Origin of the sequence: Streptomyces sp. NPDC059499 (genome assembly GCF_042749285.1) — a bacterium.
Classification (GTDB): domain Bacteria; phylum Actinomycetota; class Actinomycetes; order Streptomycetales; family Streptomycetaceae; genus Streptomyces.
In genome coordinates this window covers 240,499-259,729 of the sequence record NZ_JBHYTT010000007.1, presented here as the reverse complement: position 1 = coordinate 259,729, position 19,231 = coordinate 240,499, and the positions used below count along the sequence as shown (strand labels likewise).

Below are 19,231 nucleotides of genomic sequence, written 5' to 3'. Positions count from 1 at the left end.
ACCTCAATGGCTCAGGGGCTCAATGGCTCTCCGGGGCCTCTCAACGCCTTGCGGGGGTGCGGCGGTCAGGGAGCCGTGGGTGCAGCGGTCAAGGGGCGGGAGGAGGTGTGTCCTGCACCACGGCCGTGCGCAGGCGGGCGAATTCCTCCGCCATCGTTCTCGCAGTCCAGTGGGCGTTGAGTCCACTCGGATTGGGCAGTGCCCAGACACGGGCGCCCCCGATGGTCCGCTCCTGCGGACCGATCTGCGCACGGCGTTCACCGAAAGCCGTGCGGTAGGCGGTGACGCCGACGACAGCGAGCCACGAAGGCCCGAGCTGTTCCACCTTCGCCGACAGAAGCTCGCCTCCTTCGCGGAATTCCGCGGTGCTCAGCTCGTCCGCACGTGCCGTGGCGCGGGCAACCACGTTGGTGATGCCGAGCCCATGGGTGAGCAGCTCGTTCTGTTCCGACGGTTTCAGTTGCCTCGGAGTGAAGCCCGACAGATGCAGAACCGGCCAGAACCGATTGCCCGGGTGAGCGAAATGGTGTCCGGTGGCCCCGGTCATGAGGCTCGGGTTGATTCCGCAGAACAGCACACGCAGACCGCCCGCGACCACATCGGGGACGATGCGGTCGCGGGCGGCCAGGAGCTCTTCGGGTGTCATGCGCCGGCGGTGCGGACCGTCAGAGGATGGAACCGGGCGTGTAGCCGGCCGCTTCCGGGTGCTGCTTGGTGATCTCTTCGATCCGGGCCACCAGAGCGGCAACCTGGTCGCCGGCCGCGCCGGTGAAGGACAGCTTGTCCGCCATCAGCGCGTCCAGCTGTCCGCGGTCGAGCGGAATGCGCTCGTCGGCGGCCAGCTTGTCCAGCAGCTCGTTGCGTTCGGCACCCTGCTCACGCATGGCCAGCGCCGAGGCGACAGCGTTCTCCTTGATCGCCTCGTGGGCGACCTCACGGCCGACTCCTGCCCGTACCGCGCCCATCAGCACCTTGGTCGTGGCGAGGAACGGCAGGTAGCGGTCCAGTTCACGGGCCACGACCGCAGGGAACGCGCCGAACTCGTCGAGGACCGTCAGGAAGGTCTCCAGCAGCCCGTCGAACGCGAAGAACGCGTCCGGCAGTGCGACCCGGCGGACCACGGAGCAGGACACGTCGCCCTCGTTCCACTGATCGCCCGCAAGCTCGCCCGTCATCGACGCGTAGCCGCGCAGGATGACCATCAGGCCGTTGACGCGCTCGCAGGAACGGGTGTTCATCTTGTGCGGCATGGCCGACGAGCCGACCTGACCCGGCTTGAAGCCTTCGGTCACCAGCTCGTGGCCCGCCATCAGCCGGATGGTCTTGGCGACCGACGAGGGCGCAGCGGCCAACTGGACCAGCGCGGTGACCACGTCGTAGTCGAGAGAGCGGGGGTAGACCTGGCCGACCGAGGTGAAGGCCTGCGTGAAGCCGAGGTGACCGGCGATGCGCTGCTCCAGGTCGGCCAGCTTGTCCGCGTCGCCGCCCAGCAGGTCCAGCATGTCCTGCGCCGTTCCGACCGGGCCCTTGATGCCACGCAGCGGGTAACGGTCGAGCAGGTCCTCAAGCCGTCCGTAGGCCACGAGCAGCTCGTCCGCGGCGGTCGCGAAACGCTTGCCGAGCGTCGTCGCCTGCGCGGCGACATTGTGCGAGCGGCCCGCGATGACCAGCTCACGGTACTCGGCCGACAGCTTGCCCAAGCGGGCCAGAACCGACACCGTACGGTCGCGCATGAGCTCCAGCGAGAGCCGGATCTGCAACTGTTCGACGTTCTCGGTGAGGTCCCGGGAGGTCATGCCCTTGTGCACCTGCTCATGGCCGGCGAGGGCGTTGAACTCCTCGATCCGGGCCTTGACGTCGTGCCGGGTCACCTTCTCGCGCTCGGCGATCGAGGCCAGGTCGACCTGGTCGATCACCCGCTCGTAGTCGGCGAGCGCGGCGTCGGGCACCTCGATCCCGAGGTCCTTCTGAGCGCGCAGCACCGCCAGCCACAGCTGACGCTCCAGCTTCACCTTCTGCTCGGGGGACCAGAGGACGGCCAGCTCCGTAGAGGCATAGCGGCCGGCCAGGACATTGGGGATGCGAGGCTTCGCAGACACAGCAGTCACGTGTCCAGAGCATACCGGCCGTCCGCGCTGGTCATTCCGCGTCCACACCGTCCACAGACACAGCGATCGCGCTCCTGCCGTGCACCCCCGGCAGCACCGTCTGTGAGACGCGTGTGAGATATGCGGCGCCCCCCGGTGGTTGCACACCGGAAGGCGCCTTGGCCCGAACCCCTTCGGTACAAGGAGTCCTGACCCATGCAGAACCCTAAGCCCGACGACGTACGTGCACTCCTGGATGTCGTCCTCGAAGCGATCGACATTCCGCACCCGGCCACTGTCGGCGACGAAGAGACGTACCGGGCGGTCCTCGAGCGCCGGGTGAGCTTCGCCGTGATCGTCGCCCGCGCCGCCTTGGCCGAGGACCCCGACGGCATCGGGTGGAACGTCGACTACCTCCGCACCAAGCTGGCTGAGCACCCCGCCACCGGCTACCTGACCTCCCAGAAGGTGGAGGCCGGCCGATGACCGGCGCGCGCACCGTGACGGTGCAGACCATCGACCAGGGCGCCGTCACGATCGCCGAGCCCACGTGGTGCTCCGGCCATGACGGGGACGCACCGCAGCTCCTCTGCGACACCGGGCACATCGGGGCCCGGCACACCATGACGTACGAAGGGCTTGAGCTGGCGACCGCCGCCCTGGTGCAGGATCCGTTCGTCGTGCACTCCGACCGAAGCGTCAGTGTCCTCGTCGAACTGGGTCACCTCGGCCACGGGCTCACCCCGGGCGAGCTGGACGGCCTGGCCGCGGTCCTCGTCGACTACGCAGGGACGCTTCGTGGCCTCGCTCGGCAGCTGTCCACGCTCCCTGCCCGGGGGGAGGGCCGATGAAGAAGGATCCGCTCCTCTGGGGTGCCCTCGGTGCGGTCCTGGTCGTGCTGGCGTCGGCCGAGTACGACCTGGCCCGTGCCTGCGGCTTCGGTACGTACGTCGCCGCTGGCGTGCCTGCCGCACTCGACATCTATGCGATCAAGGCGCTGCGGGCGAAGCGCGACGTCCTGGTCGTCGTTGCCGCGCTGATCGCGGTGAACGCTGCAGCGCACCTTGTTGCGGCCGGACGGCTGCCAGTGTCGTGGCAGCTCGTTGTCGCCGTGTCCGCGATCGCGCCGATGGTGTTGTGGCGGGTCCACCGGCTCAGCGAGGACGAGTCCACCGTGCCGGAACCGGCACCGGAACCAGCGGCGCCGATCGCGGTTCCAGTCACGGTTGAGCGGGACCAGGCGAACTCCGTCGCGAGCCCGAACCCCATGGTTCTAGGCCCGTGGACACCCGTACCGGAACTGACCGGAACCAAGACCGGAACCAGCCATGACCAGGCGTTTTCGCAGCACTGGGAAGACGTCCGGGCGGTGGCGGAACTGGCACCGGAACCGCCGGTGCTGCACTCGGTTCCGGTCGGTCCGCCTATCGGTTCCGCTGGTCCCGATCTGGAGTCCGAGGAGACCGGCAACAGCACCTTCGACGGCCACGTCAAGGACGCCCGGAACTGGCTCTGCGCGGATCCGGGACTGACCGGAACCGCGATCGGCGAACGGCTCGGCAAGTCGGACGGCTACGGCCGGCGCGTACGCCGCGCAGCGCTCAGCGTCCTGGCCAGCACCTGATGTTCACCGCGTTTTTCGCCGCTGCCGCGGTGGTCGGGTTCGTGGGGCTTCGCCTCGCGGGCCCGGCCCGGAACCGCGACCTGTATGTGCTGCCCGTACTGGGCACCTGCGCGTTCATCCTGACGCTTGCCGCGATCGCCGCGGCCATCCCGCACTGAGGACACCCCGTGATCTTCGGAATTCCCACGCACACCGCTGTCAGTCTCGGTGGCGTCATCGTCGGCCTGTCCATCGCCGCCTGGAACATCACCCGCTGGTGGGCGGGCAACAAGAAGCACAACCTGAAGTCGCTCCGCCAGCTCGCCCCGTTCCTGCTCTGCTCCCTCTACGGAATGCTCCTCATCCTGTCCGCCGGCGGGGTCCTCGGACTCGCCGCGGACTGGACCCTGTGGGGCACCTCGGCCATCGGGGACGCAGCCCTCGAATACGGGGTCGGCGGGGAGTCCTCCGATGTCACCCGCACCTCGCACCTCGTGCTCACACCCGGCGGGCACGGTGTCGTCATCATCCTCACGGTCATCCTGATCGCGGTCTGGACGATCCGGCGCGGGTTCCGTTGGGACCTGTTCTTCAGCGTCCTGTGCGGCATCAGCCTGGGCCTGTCCTCCGGCGCCGCCGGTGTCGCCGGGTACGTCCTCTCGCCGGTCGTATCGACCGCCGGGGACGCCGTGGTGGGACTGCTGTGACGCCGATCCGGGAGGTGGCACAGCGCCTGTCCAACGGCACCGGGCTGCTCCTCCACGGCCTCGGTGACGCCCTCGCCCCGGGCGGGTTCGGCCCGCTCATCGTGCGCTGCGGCGGATCCCTGGCCGTGCTCGCACTGGCCGGCCGACTCCTGGAGCGGGCCCCGCAGTTCGTGTACGCGGCGCCCGTCGCCTGGGCTCTGGCCGCGTGGCAGGTGTCCGATTCGCCCGCCCCTCCCCCACTGCCCCTCCCAGAGGGGGCTGGGGACGTTTACGCAGATGGGGACCCCGTACTCGATCGAGCGGAGTACGGCCCGGAAGGGGTTAGGTACACGCTGCACGTAGTTCGCAAGGAGGTGAACGGATCATGATCTGGACCCTTCTCCGGAACACGTACTGCGCCAAGTGCGGCTGGTGGACCACCAACTGTGGGCACTGACGTCTCCTGCAGAACAACCCCACTACATCTGTAGTTGGGATGCCCGTCCGCGACCATCGGCGTGGCCGCGGACGGGCCGTCTCAGAACCCCACTGCAGTCAGCGCAGCTCGGTACGCTTTCCACAGGAGCGTCCCGCTGTCGCACCGCCCCGGTCGGCCACACTCTGGGCAGACCGCGGTGTGATCCAGGTACGCCCGGTAGGCCACCTCGTCCGGATGCTCGGCCACGGGCACCAGATGATGCTGGCCCCGGCACGGTTCGCAGGCGTACAGGCCCGCCCCGGGGCCGGAGCCCTGCTCGATGATGCGGACCAGGACCGCCGTCTCCGACGGGCCCTTGTGCCAGTGGCAGTAGCCGTAGGAAACCGGAGCTGAAGTGCTTGTCTGGGTGGCCATGAGCAGGACCGTACGAACTCAGGCTCCGTGCTGGCCGGTCAATTGCGCGGGATTGCGTGGTGAGGCGTCAGGTTGGCGCGGGTTGCTCACATCGGCGCGATGAGGTGGCGCGCCCGGGCGATGAGGCGGTGCGCCTGAGGTCCGTACGCCGCAGCCGCGTTGAGCCCGTCCCACACGCGTCCGTACAGCGCGAGGTCGTCGGCGGAGTCGAATGACAACTCGGTGTTGACCGTCTCCACGATGACGCGCTCCTCGTCGAAGATCCAGAACCCATGCTTCGGAGATAGCTGCAGGGGTGCACCGAGGGGGACGATGCCGAGCTCGACCGTGCTCATGCCGATCAGCCCGACAAGCCGGTCGAGCTGGCCGGCCATCACCTCGCGGGGGCACACGAGCGCGTGGAGGGCGCCCTCCCACACCAGGACCCGGAAGAGCTTGCCCGCTTCGTACAGCACCTCCTGGCGGCGCATGCGGGCGGCCACGGCCGCCTCGGTGTCGCGGGGGGACTGCATCAGCTCGGAGTTCCCCACGAGCAGGTGACGGGCGTAATCCGGTGTCTGAAAGAGCCCGGGGATGACGGTGGCTTCGTAGCCACGCATCGTGGCCGTGGTCCGGTACTCGACAACGTAGCGGTCCTGCACTGCCCGGTGTCCCGCGGAAAGCTGCCGACGCCATGAGCGCTGCTGTGACTCCAGGCCGCGGCGGCGGCTCTCCAGGTCGGCAGCCTGGTCTTGCGCCCCGGTGGCGGCAGCCCACGCAACGAGATCTTCGGCAACGGCGGTCTGCTTCCCGTTCTCCAGCCGAGACACCTTCGAGGGCTGCCAGTCGAGGAGCGCGGCCAGATGCTTTCCAGAGAGGCCTGCCTCGGCGCGCAGCTCCCGAAGGCGCGCACCGAGGGCCACCCTCGCGCTCTGAAAATCCGTGGTCACACGGACGAACGTACCTGCGCCCACACCTCGGCAGAAGGGCGTGCAAGCGGCCAGGCGGCATCCCGTGCCCGGCACGCTGCGAGCACCTGCGCCGGGTCGTCGACGATCTCGACACCAAACGTGGTGTCCGTCTCGTCGATGTGCATGCGGACCAGGACGCGGGAGTCGAACAGCCACAGATCGAAGTCGGGCAGCGCGAGACGCTGGGCCTCGCTCCGGGGAAGGACGCGGATGTCCTCCCCGGCTTCGACGTTGCCGACCGCGGTCGCCATGAGGAACCTCTGACCGTCTGTGGGCGGCTCGTCAAGGATCCGTACGCGCGAGAATCGGGCGCCCTGCGCTGCCCGCTCCCGCACGTTGGTGTTCCACGGGTGGGCGGGCTCCACAGCGGGCTCGATGCCGCGCAGGAACGCCTGGTAGCGGGCGCCTTGGCGGTCCGTTGCGTATCCGCGGCGAGTCTCCAGCCGGAAGGCCGTGTGCTGGAACTCTGCGAAGTGGTGGGTGATCTCCTCGAAGGGGATCAGCGGGGGCACGGTCACTCCTTGGGTGCGAATCGGGTGAGCAGGGCGCGGGGGATGACGACGAACGTCTCGTGCTCGCCGACGTCGCGCAGCTGGGCGAGGTGCTCGAGGTCGATGAGCTTGTCGCCCTGGACGACGATGTCGCCGGTCTCTTCGACTTCGTACAGCGTCGGGCAGTTGCCGTGCTCGGACGTGGTGCCGATGAACCTGAGCGTCATGCTGGTGCTCCCTTCCCGAGGGTGAGAAGGACCAGCATGCAGGCGCACAGTCGCCGGTGAGGTGAAGTTGCGCGAGATTGCTGCCGCACCGGTCGGGGAACGTGGTTGCGCGCAAGGGCGCCCGTCTCCCCTCGGCAAGGAGACGGGCGCCCTCGAAGCGTTCAGATCTTCAGCCGCTCCATTGCGGGGCCGGCTGAGTCTGCGCGCTCGTTCTTGGTGAGCGGGCGGATCGGCGTCATGCCGACGAAGTAGCTGCCGTCGTCGTCTCCGAACTCGTTCCACGTCCAGGCTTTCGGGCCGCCTTCCACGACCGCGAAGCCGTACAGGGCCAGGGCGTCGTACCGGGCGAGCAGCTGGATGGGGATGGGGGACGGATCCCAGGTGATGATCGGATCCGACATCTCCCCGGTCTCGTCAACGATGTGGAGAGTCCACGCGCACGGGGCGCCGAACGTCCCGCTGCAGACCACGGCGGCCTGGTACGGGGTGCCGTCGTATCGAATGTTCATGAGCGCCCCTGTCCGAGTGCGACCTGAACATTGCCGCCGCCCTTGACCTGGACGGCGCCACGCAGCCGGTCGACGAGGAAGTCGTCCACAGCCGACCCGCTGGACCGGAGCTCCAGGACCACGCGCCCGCCGGCCGCCGCACCGCCACCGGCCCCGGCCATGGCCATGCTGGGGATGCCACCGGTGACGGTCCCGAGCTGGTTGCGCAACGCCGGAATCTGGCTGGCGATACCGCCCATAAGGCCGCCCATCAGGGACTGACCGGCCGGAACCAACAGCTTCTTGTCGACCTCCTCGGGGCCCTTCCAGTCGGGGATCATGTTGGTGAGGTCCGCCAAGGTTCCCTGCACGGACGGGAGCATCGACTTAATGCCGCTGATCAGGCCCTGGACGATGGCCCGTCCGATGCCCTGTAGCAGCGACCCCGGGGACGGGATCGCGCGGATGATCCGGCCGGGCAGCCCGCGCACGTATGCGACCGCGTCAGTGATGCCCTTGGCCACCGCCTTGACGAGGCGCCCGCCCGCGTCCTTCGCGTGCTGGCCGACCGTGCTCGCAAACTCGCGGAGGTAACCGCCAGCCTGCGGGATCAGGTTGCCCAGGACCCGGAGGGCGTCCTCCTTGAAGTTGCTGACCATGGTCTTGGCGTGCTCCATGGCGCCGGAGAAATCGCCCTTCAGCAAGGCACCAATGGCCTTGACGGAGGGGATGACGTAACGGGTGATGAAGTCAGCGAGGCTTCCCAGCACAGTGGTGAGAATGATGACCAGGCCGACGAGCACCGGGCCGATCACGGGCATCAAATCGCTCATGATCTTCCCGGCGAGGCTGATGACTGCAGCAACCAGCGGGGCCATTGCCACGGCCATTTCCACGAACTTCACTGCCGCGTCCGCGAGGTAGGGCGTCATCTCCGCCAGCATCTGCGTCAGCTGCGGGAAGAGGGTCTCGGCCAGCTCCACGAACGGCGGGAGGAGCTCCTCCAGGACGGGGCCAATCGCCTCCAGGACGGGCGTCAGCTGGGTGCTCAGGTTCGTGGCGATCTGGGCCACGAGCGGCGCCAAGGCGGCGAAGATCAGCGTGAGCGCGTCGAAGGCCGGCCCGAGTGCCGTGATGGTGGTCGCAGCAAGTTCCACGACGAGGTCGATCACGGGCGTGAGGATTGGCACCAGTTGCGCAAGCGCATCAAGGAGCTTGAGCATCACGGGCCCGGACGCCGCCCACATTTTCGTGAGGCCATCACCGAGGACCCGGACGAGTTCCTGCGTCGGCTTGGCAAGTTTCTGGAGCATCTGCGAGAGGATTTCGAAGCCCTGGTGCAGTAGCGGGACGATTGTCTCGGCCGCCATGCGCATGGTCTGAGACAGCACCCCGAGGGCCTGCTGGAAGCCCTTGGACGCGCTGATGTCCTGCAGCGCCTGCGTGACCGGTTCAAGGACGGAGAAGAGGCCCTGCCCGTTCGCGGTCAGGCCCTTGAAGATGTTGCCGACCGTGCCGAGGACGTTGCCGACAACCTTTCCGACGTCGCGGATGATGTCGATGGCGTGCTCGATGGCCCGCTCCATCTTTCCGGACTCGAATGCCTTCGTGAGTTTCGCGGACAGCTTGTCGAACGCTCCACCCGCTGCACCGGTCAGCCGAGCGAATGCCGGTGCGGCAGCCGCGGCGATCTGCCCTAGGCCGAGGACGATCTGACCCGGCACCCGGGACAGGTTCGTCAGACCGTTGGTGGCACCCTTCAGGGCGGTACCCAGCGCCCCCGAAGTGGAGAGGGTGTTTACCGAGTAGGCGACGTTCTTACCCATGCGGTTGAGGGCGCCCGCAGCGTCCTCCAGGCCGCGGCGCAGCCCCGGCAACGAAGTCTTCGCCAAGCCCTTCAGGACGCCGTCGAATCCCTTGAACAGCTTCTCCTGGACGGCCTGTTGCATTTCCTTGAACTCGGGGGCGAGCTTCTTCACCTCACGGGCGAACGCCCGCGCGGATGGCGACAGCTTCGCAATGGCCTTCTCGAACTCTTCGGCCTTTTCCGGGTCCAACGCGGCCTTGACCGCGTCGTCGACACCGGTCATACCAATCTTCAAAGCCTTCGTCGCCAGGACGACGGCGAGGAGACCGGTTACGGCGACGCCCGCGGCCGGCGCAATGTTCGCCAGGGACGCGACCAGACCGGCAGCTACCGGGGCTGCCGCTCCGAGCTTCGCGCCCATCGCACCGATGGACACGGCGACGCTTCCCAGGCTGCTCGCCATGCCCCCGAGACGGCCGAGAACCTTCCCGAAACGGTTGCCTTCCCGCTCGCCATCACCGAGGCCCTCGGCCATGCGGCGGGTGGACTCAGTGAACCGGCGGTGCAGGTCCCGCAGGTTCGATTCCATCTCGCGCCGGAAGCCGCGCATCTGCCGTTCTGCGGTCGCGAGGCCGCGGCGCATCCCACTGTCGTCCGCGCGGATCAGGCCGACCAGGTCACCGATCACGAGGGCCATGGCCATCAACTCCTTCGTCACGGTCGCCCAGGGCAACCAATGGGGGGAAGAACGCCCGGCGCACCCTGGAGGCGGCCGGGCTGTTCTGCGGTCAGACGAGGTTGTTGCGGAAGCGGGAATGCGCGGCGCCGTACGCCCTGGAGGTGGCAGAGGTCCGCATCCCCTCGGTCTCCGCGGCGTCCTTCAGCCGCAGCAGCCTTGGCAGCGCCCGGGCCTCCTCGGGCGCTGCCACGGGGGTGCACGCCTGTCGGGCGAACCTGTCGTTGACGTCGTTCGACACGCCGCCGAGCATGTTCCGCAGGCCCACCACTTCGTCGACGTAGCCGGCGGTCGTCAGATTCTGGTCAGCCCACGCCTTGATGGTGTGCCAGTCCGAGGAGTCGACGATCGAGGTGAGCGCGCCCCGGCGGGCAGCATCGTCGTCCCACCGCTCGGCCTCCTGCAGAAGCTTGACGCGGCCCTTCCGGTCGGCAGCCTCCGCCTTGTCGTGGGCGGCACGGAAGGCGGCCATGAGGACGGCCCGGTCGGCGGGGGTGGCGTCCGCGGGAATGCCGGGGCCGATGGGGACGAGGGTCTCCAGGTGTTCGAGCCTGGCCCTGCGGCGGACGGTGAGGCTGTCCCACGAAGTTTGGAGGGCGGTCAGGTATGTGGTGTACGCGGCGTCGATCACCTCGGCCTTCGCGAGGTCCGACAGGCGGTACTCACTGCGGGCGGCCTGCAGGGCGTTCAGATAGGCGGCCTGCGCGTCCAGGGCCGCGCTGATGTCGGGGTCCTGATCGTGCGTGGGCATCGGCTGGGGGGCCATCAGCGGTCCTTCCGTTGTCGGGTGAGGTGTTCGGCGTCGTCGTGGTGCCAGAGCCCCCGTGCGGCGGCTGTGACCCCGTGCTGTGCAGCAAGGCGACGTACGTGCCGGCCGGTCACACCGAGGCGGCCGGCAAGCTCCTCGGTGGTGACCAGGCCACGAGATGAGAGTGCGCCGATGTCCGCGGGTGTCCGCTCGGAAAGTCCGTTCGGGGACGAGGTGGTGAGGTAGTCCAGGCCCGCGGCACGCAACGCGTCCAGGGCCGCGACAACTTCGGGGCGGACCTGCCCGCCGTCCGTACGGTGCCGGGCGAGGTGGGCCCGCAGGGCCAGCCATAGGGGGTGGCAGACCTCTGCGGGGAGGAACACTCCGCCCGCTGCGATTACGGCGGCAGGGCGCTGAATCCTGCGGATTTGGTATCCGGAGGCTGGTTCATCGCTGCTGGTCAACGAGGGGGTGCTCACAAGGTGGTCACGGCCGAAGTTGGCCATCTCGGTGGTGTTACGCGGCGTCGTCACCGTGCGGACCGTTCTCCGGGCGCCCGAACCCGCGCTCCAGCACCCGCAGGACGGGCGGGCTGGGATCCTCCCCGCGGGACTGAGCGGCCCGTACAACGCCGCGCAGGGCCTTCGTGGTCTTGCCCTGCATCTTCGCCATCACAGCCTTGTGGCCCGCCGATTCCTCCAGGGCCCGGTTCGCCTTCGCGGTCACGGCGTTGATCGCGGCAGCAGCCTCACGTACGAGTGCCTCGGCCTTCGCGGAGGTCTGCGGATCCTTGTCCCGGAACACCCTGGCGACGGTGCGGCGGAAGGCGGCGTTCGCCACGTCGAGTTCAGGGCGCCCGGGGTAGTGCCGGCCGCCGGGTGCGGATCGGGTGGGAGTGGTCTCAGACACGGGGTTGTCCTCTCGTACATGTACGTGCAGCTATGCGCGGTGCGGGTGGAACCGGGTCTGCGCGGGTCAGTCCGGGTGCGGGGGTGTTTCGTCTGAAACTCGGGCTGCGAGGTGGCGGAGTTTCTGGGCGTGGCGGGCGGCGAGGCCGCGGGCCCGGGCTGCGGAGAGTTCTTCGCGCCGTCGTTTCGCGGCCTGGATTCGTACGCGGGCCGCTTCGATCTGCTCGGCCACGATGTCGTTGACGTTCACGACTGCCCCCGGATGGCTCGGAAGGTGTCGGGGATCGTTGGGAGAGTGCCGGCCAGGACGGGGCAGCTGTCTTCGTGCTGGACGAAGGCGTGCATGACGCCGGTCGTGTCGTCGGTGGTAAGGCGTTCGATCTGGCCGTTGCAGTGTCCGCACTGGTAGTTGGTGACCATCGCAGCAAGGGCATCAGCGGGTCCGGCGACGAGATCTGAGCGCTCGGGCAAGTAGTTCATGAGGGGGCCTCTTCCTTCTGGGGGCTCCCCTTCCGCATCTTCTGGGTGACCTGCAGTTTCCCTCCCTCCCCTTCACCCCCCTCTTCGCCTCACCTTCCCCACCTTCAAGAGCGGAGAAGATGAGGGTCACTAGAAGATGAGGGAGAAGGGGAGGGGAAGGGGGGGATCTATATATGCAGGTCAACGGGAAGATGGGGAAGGCGTGGACGGTGTATGAGAGGAGGGCTCGGGAGCGTCGTCGATCGGAACGAATCCGGGGAGCTGCCACAGCCACGCAGCGTTCTTCACGCCCTTGGGCTTGACGCTCCTGACGCCCAACTTCTTCTTGGCGTCGCGCAGGGCGTTCGGAGAGATCCCCTCGGCTCGGGCGGCGCCCTGGACTTCCTTGGGAAGGGCTTCCCCGCAGCGTTCTCCCTGCGTGAGGTAGTCCTCCAGCCATTCGACGGCCTCGGAGCGCTCTGCCCTGTCGATGCCGCCGGGGGTGGTCTCGTCGCGCATGACGTCGCGTACGGAGGTGTTCGTCTCGGGGCCGAGGACGAAGCGGGAGACGTACGAGGGCCCCTCGTCGGTGTCTACGGTGACGGGGGCGATGGCGTACTGGTGGGAGGGCAGTCCGAGGCGTCCGAGGTTGTTCTTCTCCAGGGACATCACGAACTTGTCGTCGCCGTCGTCGGTGTCTTCGCGGGCGAATGCGATCAGGCAGCGGATGAGCTGGCCGAAGGCACCGGATCCGGCGACGCGTGAGAGCGGGTCTGCGGATCCGGACTTCGTGAAGTGGGCCAGGCCGAGGATGGTGAAGTGGTGTCGGTCGGCAGCGGATACGAGTGGTTCCAGGGCCTGCCTGACCTCTGCGGCCCGGTAGTCGTTCACCCCCTTGTCGATGTACGAGAGCAGGGGGTCCATGACCAGGAGGGCGACGCTGTACTCCTCGGCCGCTTTCCCCAGGAGGGACGTGTCGATGGGCAGGGTGAGGCGGGCGTGCGCGTGCTCCTGGTCGCGTACGTCGATGTGGAAGACGAGGTTCATGTTCGCGCCGGCCGCGATGAGCCGGGGCGCGATGGTCATGGCCCAGGAGTCTTCTGCTGCGGCGTAGATGACCCCGCGAGGCTGGTCGTACAGCTCGCCGGGAAGGGTGCCCGTGGTGATGCGAGCAGTCATCCAGACGGCGAACTGAGACTTCCCGAGCCCCGGCCCGCCCGCGGCGATGGCGAGCGAGTACATCGGGATCCGACCGTGCGAGGTGGGCGGGGCACCGTCGGGGGTGGTGTCCCACAACCATCGGACAGGCTTAATCCGAATCTCCGAGGCCGGCCGGAGACGCAGTTCGCGTACCGGCGGTCCGTCGTCCGGGGGCAGCCCCTCGTTCATCCATTGCCCGTCGTCGGCGAACGGACCGAGGACGGGGCCGTGCAGGCCTGCCGCAAGCACTTCTGCAGACGGCAGGACTGCGTCGTCGTACGTGGTCACTCGCGGTTCTCCTGACCAAAGGTGAGGTATCTCCCCGGCTGGCCCGGGATTGCGATGGGCGGCCAGCCTGGAGTTGCCCTGAGCTCGTGAGGCGGCCGGTTCTGCTCGCGGGCCTGTGCCACGCGAACCTCTTCGGCCGTGCGCCGTGCGGCGATCGCGTGGCCCTGCCGGGCCGCGTACGCATTGGCATCGGCGGTGATCTCCCGCCACCATTCGGCGGGGTCGTTGTCCATGAGGTCGTCCAGACGCTGCTGCTCGGCTTCGGTGCGACGGTGCAGTTCGGCCGCTTCGAGGGTGGCCGCGTACGCACGCGGATCCGACGGGGCGAGCCGCAGCCACCCGGGGCTTCCGTATCGGGGCCAGCTGTCGACGCGCAGGGCCGCGATCTGGTTCTCGGCCCTGAGCGCGGTGACTTCGCCGGCGGTGGCGTTCTCCGGTACTGCCTGCAGGGGCCGCCCCCGCCCGGCCGAGGCCAGGCGAGGAGCGGCGTCAGTCCGGGAATTCACTTGATGCCCTTGGTGAGCATCTCCAGGGCGGTCCGAAGGGCCAGCACGGTGCCCTCGCGGTCCTCGGAGAACTCCAGGGCGTCTTCCATCGCCCGGGCCGCAGTGCTGAAGGCTTCCGCAGCCCGGGCCTCCCTGATGGAGTGGCCGCCGACCTTCGCGAGGTGCCGTGCGGATTCGTCATCGATCGCCCGGTGCAGCTGGTCCGCGGTGGTCCGCGGGTGGGTGTCGATGCCGTCCAGCTCCGCGCTGACGGCCTTCCGGATGAACTTGGTGGCGGTCTCCGCCGGGGTGGCCTTCGTGTCGTGGCGAACCCACCGGCCGGAGTCGAAGGCTTCCTGCAGCACCTTGTTGAGCGCGGGGACGAGGAAGCTGGCGGGCCACGCGAAGTCGATGCCCAGGACGATCCTGGTGCGGCTGTCGTACAGGGCGAGGGGTGCCTCGTTCATCAGGTCGGCGTCTTCGACGGTGACCTGCGGCGAGCCGGTGGAGACGGTGTTGCACTGCGGGGCGCAGGCGTTGAGCTGGCCCCCGTTGACGACGCTGTGAGGCTGCTCGCCGTCGGCGTACGCCAGGTCCCGGGTGCAGACGGCGCACTCCGCGCCGGCCAGCTGGGCTCCGGTGTACGGGGTGGTGATCGTCTCGGCCTTGGCTGAGGCTGCCCGGGGGGCCTGGGCCACCAAGTAAGGCAGGTGGCCGGAAGGCGCAGTAGCCATCGAGGGGATGTGGGTCGTAGAGTTCATCAGGAAGCTCCTTAAAACGGTGGCGCATACGGGTCGGTAGCCCGCGCCGCCGTTTTTCGTTGTTCAGGGATGGACTGCGGATGGCGCTTCAGGCCCCCGGCGACAGGTGTTGACGCACCTGCTGGGGGTCTTTTTCATGCGGCTTCGAGGAGCCGTACGAGGGAGGCGGTGACGACGCGCTTCGATCCGAAGTCGAGGACTCGGACGGGTGCTTCGTTCCGCTGGATGAGGGCGTAGAGCTTGCTGCGAGAGATTCCGAGGGCCGTGGCGGCCTGGTTTACGTCGACCGTTGCCGGCCAGGTGCGGAGCTCATCGAGCGTCGGTGGCGTCATCAGGCAGCCCTTTCGGTTGCGTGACCGTCTGGCGTGTTCGTTGTCTGGTTCAACACGCAAGCGACCTAGGAGCAGAGTGCACGAGGTGGAATGCTGAGTCAAGCCACGGACCAAAGTGGCTTCCGGTGCGTTGTGAATACGCATGCGATGTGCCAAGCTCGTGGCATGACAGAAGAGACCGAAGCGCCGCACCCCGTGGGGAAGGTCGTGGGGGAGAACCTGAAGGCCCTCCGGCAGAGCAAGCGCATCACGCAGGGGGCCCTGGCTTCTGAGCTCGTACGAACGGGCTTGAACTGGAAGCGCACCCAGATCTCAGACCTGGAGAGCGAACGGCGCGAGACTCTGGACCTAGGTGCCCTCGTCGTTCTCGGGCAGGCTCTCGGGGTGCAGCTCCGCGACTTCTTCGCCGGCGACGGCGACGTGATGCTCACCCCGCGGTCCGAGTATCCGAAGTCATGGGCGAAGGCGAGCCGCGCCGATCTGCGGGGGTGGCTCTCCGGCGAGGATGCGACTCTCACCGTGATGGGTAGCGACAACGTGCGTGCTGCCCTGGACCACTGGGACCGGCAGGGGCGCAGCATCCCCATCGAGGCGGACGCGGCCTTCGCCGAGCGGTACGGCGTCGACGTCCGCGACGTTGTACAGGCCGCCGAACAGATGTGGGACGGAAGCCTCACCGAAGAGCGTGACCGGCGAGTGGCCACGCTCGGAGACCTGCCCGTCGCCGAGCGGCAGGCCAAGCAAGGCCACATCACCCGCCAGCTGACCGCCGCCCTGCTGAAGTGGATGCAGGCGGACGGCACTGTCGGCGCAGATTCCTGAACTGAGGGGGAGCGGTGGCCGAGATCAAGAAGATCGTGTTGCAGAACGGCAAGGCCCGGTTCCGGACGGTCGTCGACGCCGGTCAGGACGAGAACGGGCGCCGCGTCCAGCTGACGATCACAAAGGACACGAAGACGGAGGTCAAGGCGGAGCGCGACCGCATCTTGCACCAGCGGTCGGCCGGCACCTTCATCGCCCCCAGCAAGATCACGCTAGGGGAGTGGCTCGATCAGTGGCTGGAGTACAAGCGGCGCGACGTCGAGGAGACGACGATCCGCACGTACCGCCTGGCCCTCGTGCACGTCGTCGACCGGCTCGGCCATGTCCGTCTGCAGGAGCTGAACGAGGACGACATCCAGGAGTTCGTCGACGAGGTGGTGGCCAGTGGCCGGCGCCGCGGCGGTGAGCGTGGTACCCGTCTCGCCGTCTCGACAGTCGAGGGCATCCTGACGCGGCTGCGCGAGGCCCTGGGGCGCGCGGTTGTACGAAAGCTGATTGCGACCAGCCCGGCGCGGTACGTACGGGTGGCACTCGTCGACAAGAAGACCGACAAGCGGGAGCGCGACACGGTCAAGCCCTGGACGGTCGCAGAAGTGCAGACGTTCGTCCGCGGGATGGAGAGCGACCGGCTGTTCGCGCCGCTGCTCCTGTCCCTGATGGGGCTCCGCCCGGCAGAGGTCTGCGGGCAGCGGTGGACCGATGTGGACCTGGATGTGGGAATCCTGGAGATCACCACCACCCGGACGATGATCGGCAACCACAGGGTGCTGGAGAAGGACACGAAGACAGCGTCCGGCGAACGCGCACTCCCGCTTCCGCAGGGCCCGTGGGAGGCGCTGCGACGGTTCCAGGTCCAGCAAGCCCTGGAGCGGGTGGCGGCAGGCGAGGCGTACACGGATTCGGGCTACATCGTCGTCAACGAGCTCGGGATCCCGCTCAACACGCGGCAGTTGCGGGAGTACGCGTACCGCCTGATGCGTGAACTGGGCCTGCGTCAGGTGCGGCTGTACGACGCACGGCACTCCGTGCTGAAGGCCTTGGCGGTGAGCGGCGTCCCGGACGTCATCCTCGCGGCGTGGGCCGGCCACACGAACGCAGCCTTCACGAAGCGTAAATACGTGTCGATCGAACCCGAGGACATGCGAGCGGCAGCCCTTGCCCTTGACGTCTTCCACGGGGCTCCCAAAGAGCTCACGTGAGAAATTGTGAGAGATCGCAGGTTCTCGACGCTCGATAGATACCCTGACCTGCACAAACCTGCTGAGAGGTAGAACAGTGTCCAGATTCTACTGGCGGTTTCTGCAGGCCGACGCCGCGGGCCGGTGTGTGCTTTCCTACGAACACGATCCCCGGCCTGATCCCGGGGCCTCATCATGAGAGGCGCTACCGCTTCGCGGCCACGAATCCCCACTGGTCGACCGGCTCACCGGTGACGGGCTCCTCCGGGCGCCACAGGCTGATCGAGCCGAAGCCGGGCTCGACCAGGTCCAGGCCGTCCGAGAAGGAGCGCATGATCTCCCTGGGCCGTGAGATGTAGGGCATCGCGCCACCGCTGGCGTAGTCGTCGGACGCCGCCCGGGTCTCCTCCGTCTCGATCGTGTCGCACAGCATCAGGAAGCTTCCGACGGGGAACGCGTCGAGATAGCTGCGCAGAAGGGCGGCGGCCTCGCCCCCGTCCGCGATATGCCCCAGGGTCGACAGCACCATCAGGGCAACCGGTTGCCGCAGGTCCAGTGTTCTGGCGGCCTCCCGCAGCACCGTCCCGAAGTCCCTCAGGTCCGCGTGCACGTAGTCCGTGGCGCCCTCGGGGCGGCTGGTCAGCAGAGCACGAGCGTGGGCCAGCACGATCGGATCGTGGTCCACGTACACGATACGAGCGGAAGGGGCCACCGTCTGGGCCACCTCGTGCGTCGCGTTCGCTGTCGGCAGGCCGGTGCCGAGGTCGAGGAACTGCCGTATCCCCGCTTCCTGGGCCAGATAGCGGACGGCCCGCGCCTGGAACAGGCGGGACGCACGGGCGATGTCGATGATCTGCGGGTACGACTCCTCCATGGCCGCGCCCAGCAGGCGGTCCGCCTCGTAGTTGTCCTTGCCGCCCAGCCAGTAGTTCCAGACGCGTGCCGAGTGCGGTGTGCCCGTGTCGATCCGGTCCGTCGGCGCCGAGGTGCTGTCACTCATCGTTCATCCCTGTCCTGGTGCCCAGGTGCCCCTGCGCGGTGGACGACCAGCCTGGCTCATCCGCCCCTTGCGTACCAGGTGCAACTGCGCCAACTCGGCTGCTGGGCAGTGAAGTCGGGAAGTCGGAAAGCCAGGGCGCGCACGGGTGGACGGCGCCATCGCGCGCACGCGCGAAAGGACGTCAGGGCACGCGCGGAGGGCATCAGGGCGTGCGGGTCGTTCAGCCGTCCAGCCGGCGCCACTCCGTCACAGGGCCGGGGTTCGCCGCATCCGCAGGCGTGACGTAGAAGGCGCGCCCGAGCCCGGCGTCGAACTGTGCGCCGGCCCGTCCGTCACCGGACGAGCGTCCGGTGAGACGCCGCCCGATCCAGGGCATCAGGTGCTGCCGGGCGAACCTGACGTCATCGACGCGCCGCTTGGCCCAGCGGGCGGGCTGGGAAGCCGGCACGGGGGTCCGCCAGTCGCTCTCCGCCGGCAGTCCGAGCGTCTGCCAGACCGCCTCGGCGACCCGTCGATGCCCCTCGGGTGTCAGATGCAGCCGGTCGACGTCCCACATCCGGGGATCCCCCAGAGAGGGCGCGCCGTACAGATCGGCCACCACCGCGCCGTGCCGTTCCGCAAGGTCGTCGACCAGCGAGAAGAGCTCCTCCATGCGCGGACGGAAGCGTTCCATCACAGGACCGTTGCGTCCCGGGCTGCGCATCAGCACCAGCTGCTTGCACGACGGCGCGAGACGCTCCACGGCCTCCTCCAGCCGACCCCGAACCATGCCCATGTCGCACTTCGGCCGCAGGGTGTCGTTGAGCCCGCCCACGAGCGTGATCACGTCGGGCTGCAGCGCCGCCGCGACGGCTACCTGCTCGTCGACGATCTGGCTGATGAGTTTTCCGCGTACGGCGAGATTCGCGTACCGGAATCCGGGGGTGCGGGCCGCGAGCCGGGCGGCGAGGACATCGGCCCAGCCGCGGTAGGAACCGTTGGGCAGCAGGTCCGACATGCCCTCGGTGAACGAGTCGCCGACCGCGACAAGACTGGTGTAGGAGGCATTCAATTCCATGGCGATGCGATCCTACCGTGGTGGGAAGCCGTGGCCGGATCCCGCCGGAAGAGGGGCGCGACCGC

At 68.2% G+C, this 19,231-nt stretch carries 26 protein-coding genes; 7 read left to right on the top strand and 19 right to left on the bottom strand.

Translation table 11 applies throughout. From position 1 onward, the window contains the following. Nucleotides 1–88: 88 nt before the first annotated feature. Both mug and purB read right to left on the bottom strand, forming a co-directional pair. Nucleotides 89–646: a G/U mismatch-specific DNA glycosylase gene (gene mug / locus ACFW9O_RS19165; protein ID WP_384610732.1), complete on the bottom strand. Its 558-nt coding sequence runs from the start codon at nt 644–646 to the stop codon at nt 89–91. Between the two features lie 19 nt (nt 647–665). Beyond that, a complete protein-coding gene (purB, locus tag ACFW9O_RS19160; RefSeq protein WP_384610730.1) occupies nt 666–2,108 on the bottom strand; it encodes an adenylosuccinate lyase in 1,443 nt (480 codons plus the stop codon). A gap of 195 nt (nt 2,109–2,303) precedes the next feature. On the opposite strand from purB, the gene ACFW9O_RS19155 reads away from it, so the two are divergent. The 5 genes from ACFW9O_RS19155 to ACFW9O_RS19135 are packed head-to-tail and all read left to right on the top strand — an operon-like array spanning nt 2,304 to nt 4,397. Continuing rightward, entirely contained in the window at nt 2,304–2,573 is a 270-nt protein-coding gene (locus tag ACFW9O_RS19155; protein WP_384610729.1) for a hypothetical protein, read from the top strand. After that, nucleotides 2,570–2,938 (top strand): DUF6907 domain-containing protein, encoded by a 369-nt coding sequence (locus ACFW9O_RS19150; protein WP_384610727.1) that lies wholly within the window; start codon nt 2,570–2,572, stop codon nt 2,936–2,938. The genes ACFW9O_RS19155 and ACFW9O_RS19150 overlap by 4 nt, the downstream gene beginning before the upstream one ends. Then, the gene (locus ACFW9O_RS19145) at nt 2,935–3,711 is read left to right on the top strand and encodes a hypothetical protein (protein ID WP_384610725.1); all 777 of its coding nucleotides are present in this window, start codon (nt 2,935–2,937) and stop codon (nt 3,709–3,711) included. The genes ACFW9O_RS19150 and ACFW9O_RS19145 overlap by 4 nt, the downstream gene beginning before the upstream one ends. Then, the gene (locus ACFW9O_RS19140) at nt 3,711–3,869 is read left to right on the top strand and encodes a hypothetical protein (protein WP_384610723.1); all 159 of its coding nucleotides are present in this window, start codon (nt 3,711–3,713) and stop codon (nt 3,867–3,869) included. The genes ACFW9O_RS19145 and ACFW9O_RS19140 overlap by 1 nt, the downstream gene beginning before the upstream one ends. Before the next feature lie 9 nt (nt 3,870–3,878). Then, complete coding sequence (locus ACFW9O_RS19135; RefSeq protein WP_384610722.1) at nt 3,879–4,397, top strand: hypothetical protein; 519 nt, start codon at nt 3,879–3,881, stop codon at nt 4,395–4,397. A gap of 517 nt (nt 4,398–4,914) precedes the next feature. Here ACFW9O_RS19135 and ACFW9O_RS19130 read toward each other — a convergent pair. The 15 genes from ACFW9O_RS19130 to ACFW9O_RS19060 all read right to left on the bottom strand — a co-directional run bounded on the left by ACFW9O_RS19130 (nt 4,915) and on the right by ACFW9O_RS19060 (nt 15,109). Next, nucleotides 4,915–5,229, bottom strand: coding sequence for a hypothetical protein (locus tag ACFW9O_RS19130; protein WP_384610720.1), 315 nt, complete (start codon nt 5,227–5,229; stop codon nt 4,915–4,917). 86 nt (nt 5,230–5,315) lie between these two features. After that, nucleotides 5,316–6,158 carry a helix-turn-helix domain-containing protein gene (locus tag ACFW9O_RS19125; RefSeq protein ID WP_384610718.1) on the bottom strand — a complete coding sequence of 281 codons (843 nt, stop codon included), beginning with the start codon at nt 6,156–6,158 and terminating at the stop codon, nt 5,316–5,318. Next, entirely contained in the window at nt 6,155–6,691 is a 537-nt protein-coding gene (locus tag ACFW9O_RS19120) for a DUF6879 family protein (RefSeq protein WP_384610717.1), read from the bottom strand. Before ACFW9O_RS19120 ends, ACFW9O_RS19125 begins: the two co-directional genes overlap by 4 nt. Before the next feature lie 2 nt (nt 6,692–6,693). Further along, nucleotides 6,694–6,897, bottom strand: a complete 204-nt coding sequence (locus tag ACFW9O_RS19115; protein ID WP_384610716.1) for a hypothetical protein — start codon at nt 6,895–6,897, stop codon at nt 6,694–6,696. Between the two features lie 161 nt (nt 6,898–7,058). Continuing rightward, on the bottom strand, nt 7,059–7,406 hold the full coding sequence (locus ACFW9O_RS19110) for a hypothetical protein (RefSeq protein ID WP_384610714.1): 348 nt from the start codon (nt 7,404–7,406) through the stop codon (nt 7,059–7,061). Next, entirely contained in the window at nt 7,403–9,889 is a 2,487-nt protein-coding gene (locus ACFW9O_RS19105; protein WP_384610712.1) for a hypothetical protein, read from the bottom strand. The genes ACFW9O_RS19110 and ACFW9O_RS19105 overlap by 4 nt, the downstream gene beginning before the upstream one ends. Before the next feature lie 91 nt (nt 9,890–9,980). Then, nucleotides 9,981–10,694 carry a hypothetical protein gene (locus ACFW9O_RS19100; RefSeq protein WP_384610710.1) on the bottom strand — a complete coding sequence of 238 codons (714 nt, stop codon included), beginning with the start codon at nt 10,692–10,694 and terminating at the stop codon, nt 9,981–9,983. Continuing rightward, on the bottom strand, nt 10,694–11,209 hold the full coding sequence (locus tag ACFW9O_RS19095; protein ID WP_384610709.1) for a hypothetical protein: 516 nt from the start codon (nt 11,207–11,209) through the stop codon (nt 10,694–10,696). Before ACFW9O_RS19095 ends, ACFW9O_RS19100 begins: the two co-directional genes overlap by 1 nt. Further along, entirely contained in the window at nt 11,193–11,585 is a 393-nt protein-coding gene (locus ACFW9O_RS19090) for a hypothetical protein (RefSeq protein WP_384610708.1), read from the bottom strand. The genes ACFW9O_RS19095 and ACFW9O_RS19090 overlap by 17 nt, the downstream gene beginning before the upstream one ends. Nucleotides 11,586–11,651: 66 nt before the next feature. Next, on the bottom strand, nt 11,652–11,834 hold the full coding sequence (locus ACFW9O_RS19085) for a hypothetical protein (protein WP_384610706.1): 183 nt from the start codon (nt 11,832–11,834) through the stop codon (nt 11,652–11,654). After that, nucleotides 11,831–12,064, bottom strand: coding sequence for a hypothetical protein (locus tag ACFW9O_RS19080; RefSeq protein WP_384610705.1), 234 nt, complete (start codon nt 12,062–12,064; stop codon nt 11,831–11,833). The genes ACFW9O_RS19085 and ACFW9O_RS19080 overlap by 4 nt, the downstream gene beginning before the upstream one ends. Before the next feature lie 180 nt (nt 12,065–12,244). Further along, complete coding sequence (locus tag ACFW9O_RS19075) at nt 12,245–13,531, bottom strand: AAA family ATPase (protein WP_384610703.1); 1,287 nt, start codon at nt 13,529–13,531, stop codon at nt 12,245–12,247. Next, nucleotides 13,528–14,037: a hypothetical protein gene (locus ACFW9O_RS19070; protein ID WP_384610701.1), complete on the bottom strand. Its 510-nt coding sequence runs from the start codon at nt 14,035–14,037 to the stop codon at nt 13,528–13,530. Before ACFW9O_RS19070 ends, ACFW9O_RS19075 begins: the two co-directional genes overlap by 4 nt. Beyond that, a complete protein-coding gene (locus ACFW9O_RS19065) occupies nt 14,034–14,777 on the bottom strand; it encodes a hypothetical protein (protein ID WP_384610700.1) in 744 nt (247 codons plus the stop codon). The genes ACFW9O_RS19070 and ACFW9O_RS19065 overlap by 4 nt, the downstream gene beginning before the upstream one ends. A 134-nt stretch (nt 14,778–14,911) precedes the next feature. Beyond that, on the bottom strand, nt 14,912–15,109 hold the full coding sequence (locus ACFW9O_RS19060; protein WP_384610698.1) for a DNA-binding protein: 198 nt from the start codon (nt 15,107–15,109) through the stop codon (nt 14,912–14,914). A gap of 165 nt (nt 15,110–15,274) precedes the next feature. On the opposite strand from ACFW9O_RS19060, the gene ACFW9O_RS19055 reads away from it, so the two are divergent. Both ACFW9O_RS19055 and xerC read left to right on the top strand, forming a co-directional pair. After that, nucleotides 15,275–15,931, top strand: a complete 657-nt coding sequence (locus ACFW9O_RS19055; protein WP_384610697.1) for a helix-turn-helix domain-containing protein — start codon at nt 15,275–15,277, stop codon at nt 15,929–15,931. Nucleotides 15,932–15,945: 14 nt separating this feature from the next. After that, nucleotides 15,946–17,130 (top strand): tyrosine recombinase XerC, encoded by a 1,185-nt coding sequence (gene xerC / locus ACFW9O_RS19050; RefSeq protein WP_384610695.1) that lies wholly within the window; start codon nt 15,946–15,948, stop codon nt 17,128–17,130. A 184-nt stretch (nt 17,131–17,314) separates the two neighbouring features. Here the strand turns inward: xerC and ACFW9O_RS19045 are convergent, their stop codons facing one another. After that, nucleotides 17,315–18,109 carry an SAM-dependent methyltransferase gene (locus tag ACFW9O_RS19045; protein ID WP_384610694.1) on the bottom strand — a complete coding sequence of 265 codons (795 nt, stop codon included), beginning with the start codon at nt 18,107–18,109 and terminating at the stop codon, nt 17,315–17,317. Nucleotides 18,110–18,329: 220 nt separating this feature from the next. After that, the gene (locus tag ACFW9O_RS19040; protein ID WP_351174976.1) at nt 18,330–19,166 is read right to left on the bottom strand and encodes an SGNH/GDSL hydrolase family protein; all 837 of its coding nucleotides are present in this window, start codon (nt 19,164–19,166) and stop codon (nt 18,330–18,332) included. Between the last annotated feature and the right edge of the window lie 65 nt (nt 19,167–19,231).

Bases quoted from the DNA above. Each gene is read 5' to 3' on its own strand.
- ACFW9O_RS19110 (WP_384610714.1), bottom strand. From the start codon at position 7,406: ATGAACATTCGATACGACGGCACCCCGTACCAGGCCGCCGTGGTCTGC.
- ACFW9O_RS19145 (WP_384610725.1), top strand. From the start codon at position 2,935: ATGAAGAAGGATCCGCTCCTCTGGGGTGCCCTCGGTGCGGTCCTGGTC.
- ACFW9O_RS19065 (WP_384610700.1), bottom strand. From the start codon at position 14,777: ATGAACTCTACGACCCACATCCCCTCGATGGCTACTGCGCCTTCCGGC.
- ACFW9O_RS19150 (WP_384610727.1), top strand. From the start codon at position 2,570: ATGACCGGCGCGCGCACCGTGACGGTGCAGACCATCGACCAGGGCGCC.
- ACFW9O_RS19115 (WP_384610716.1), bottom strand. From the start codon at position 6,897: ATGACGCTCAGGTTCATCGGCACCACGTCCGAGCACGGCAACTGCCCG.
- ACFW9O_RS19060 (WP_384610698.1), bottom strand. From the start codon at position 15,109: ATGACGCCACCGACGCTCGATGAGCTCCGCACCTGGCCGGCAACGGTC.
- ACFW9O_RS19140 (WP_384610723.1), top strand. From the start codon at position 3,711: ATGTTCACCGCGTTTTTCGCCGCTGCCGCGGTGGTCGGGTTCGTGGGG.
- ACFW9O_RS19080 (WP_384610705.1), bottom strand. From the start codon at position 12,064: ATGAACTACTTGCCCGAGCGCTCAGATCTCGTCGCCGGACCCGCTGAT.
- ACFW9O_RS19130 (WP_384610720.1), bottom strand. From the start codon at position 5,229: ATGGCCACCCAGACAAGCACTTCAGCTCCGGTTTCCTACGGCTACTGC.
- ACFW9O_RS19100 (WP_384610710.1), bottom strand. From the start codon at position 10,694: ATGGCCCCCCAGCCGATGCCCACGCACGATCAGGACCCCGACATCAGC.
- ACFW9O_RS19040 (WP_351174976.1), bottom strand. From the start codon at position 19,166: ATGGAATTGAATGCCTCCTACACCAGTCTTGTCGCGGTCGGCGACTCG.
- ACFW9O_RS19105 (WP_384610712.1), bottom strand. From the start codon at position 9,889: ATGGCCCTCGTGATCGGTGACCTGGTCGGCCTGATCCGCGCGGACGAC.
- ACFW9O_RS19155 (WP_384610729.1), top strand. From the start codon at position 2,304: ATGCAGAACCCTAAGCCCGACGACGTACGTGCACTCCTGGATGTCGTC.
- ACFW9O_RS19045 (WP_384610694.1), bottom strand. From the start codon at position 18,109: ATGAGTGACAGCACCTCGGCGCCGACGGACCGGATCGACACGGGCACA.
- ACFW9O_RS19055 (WP_384610697.1), top strand. From the start codon at position 15,275: ATGACAGAAGAGACCGAAGCGCCGCACCCCGTGGGGAAGGTCGTGGGG.
- mug (WP_384610732.1), bottom strand. From the start codon at position 646: ATGACACCCGAAGAGCTCCTGGCCGCCCGCGACCGCATCGTCCCCGAT.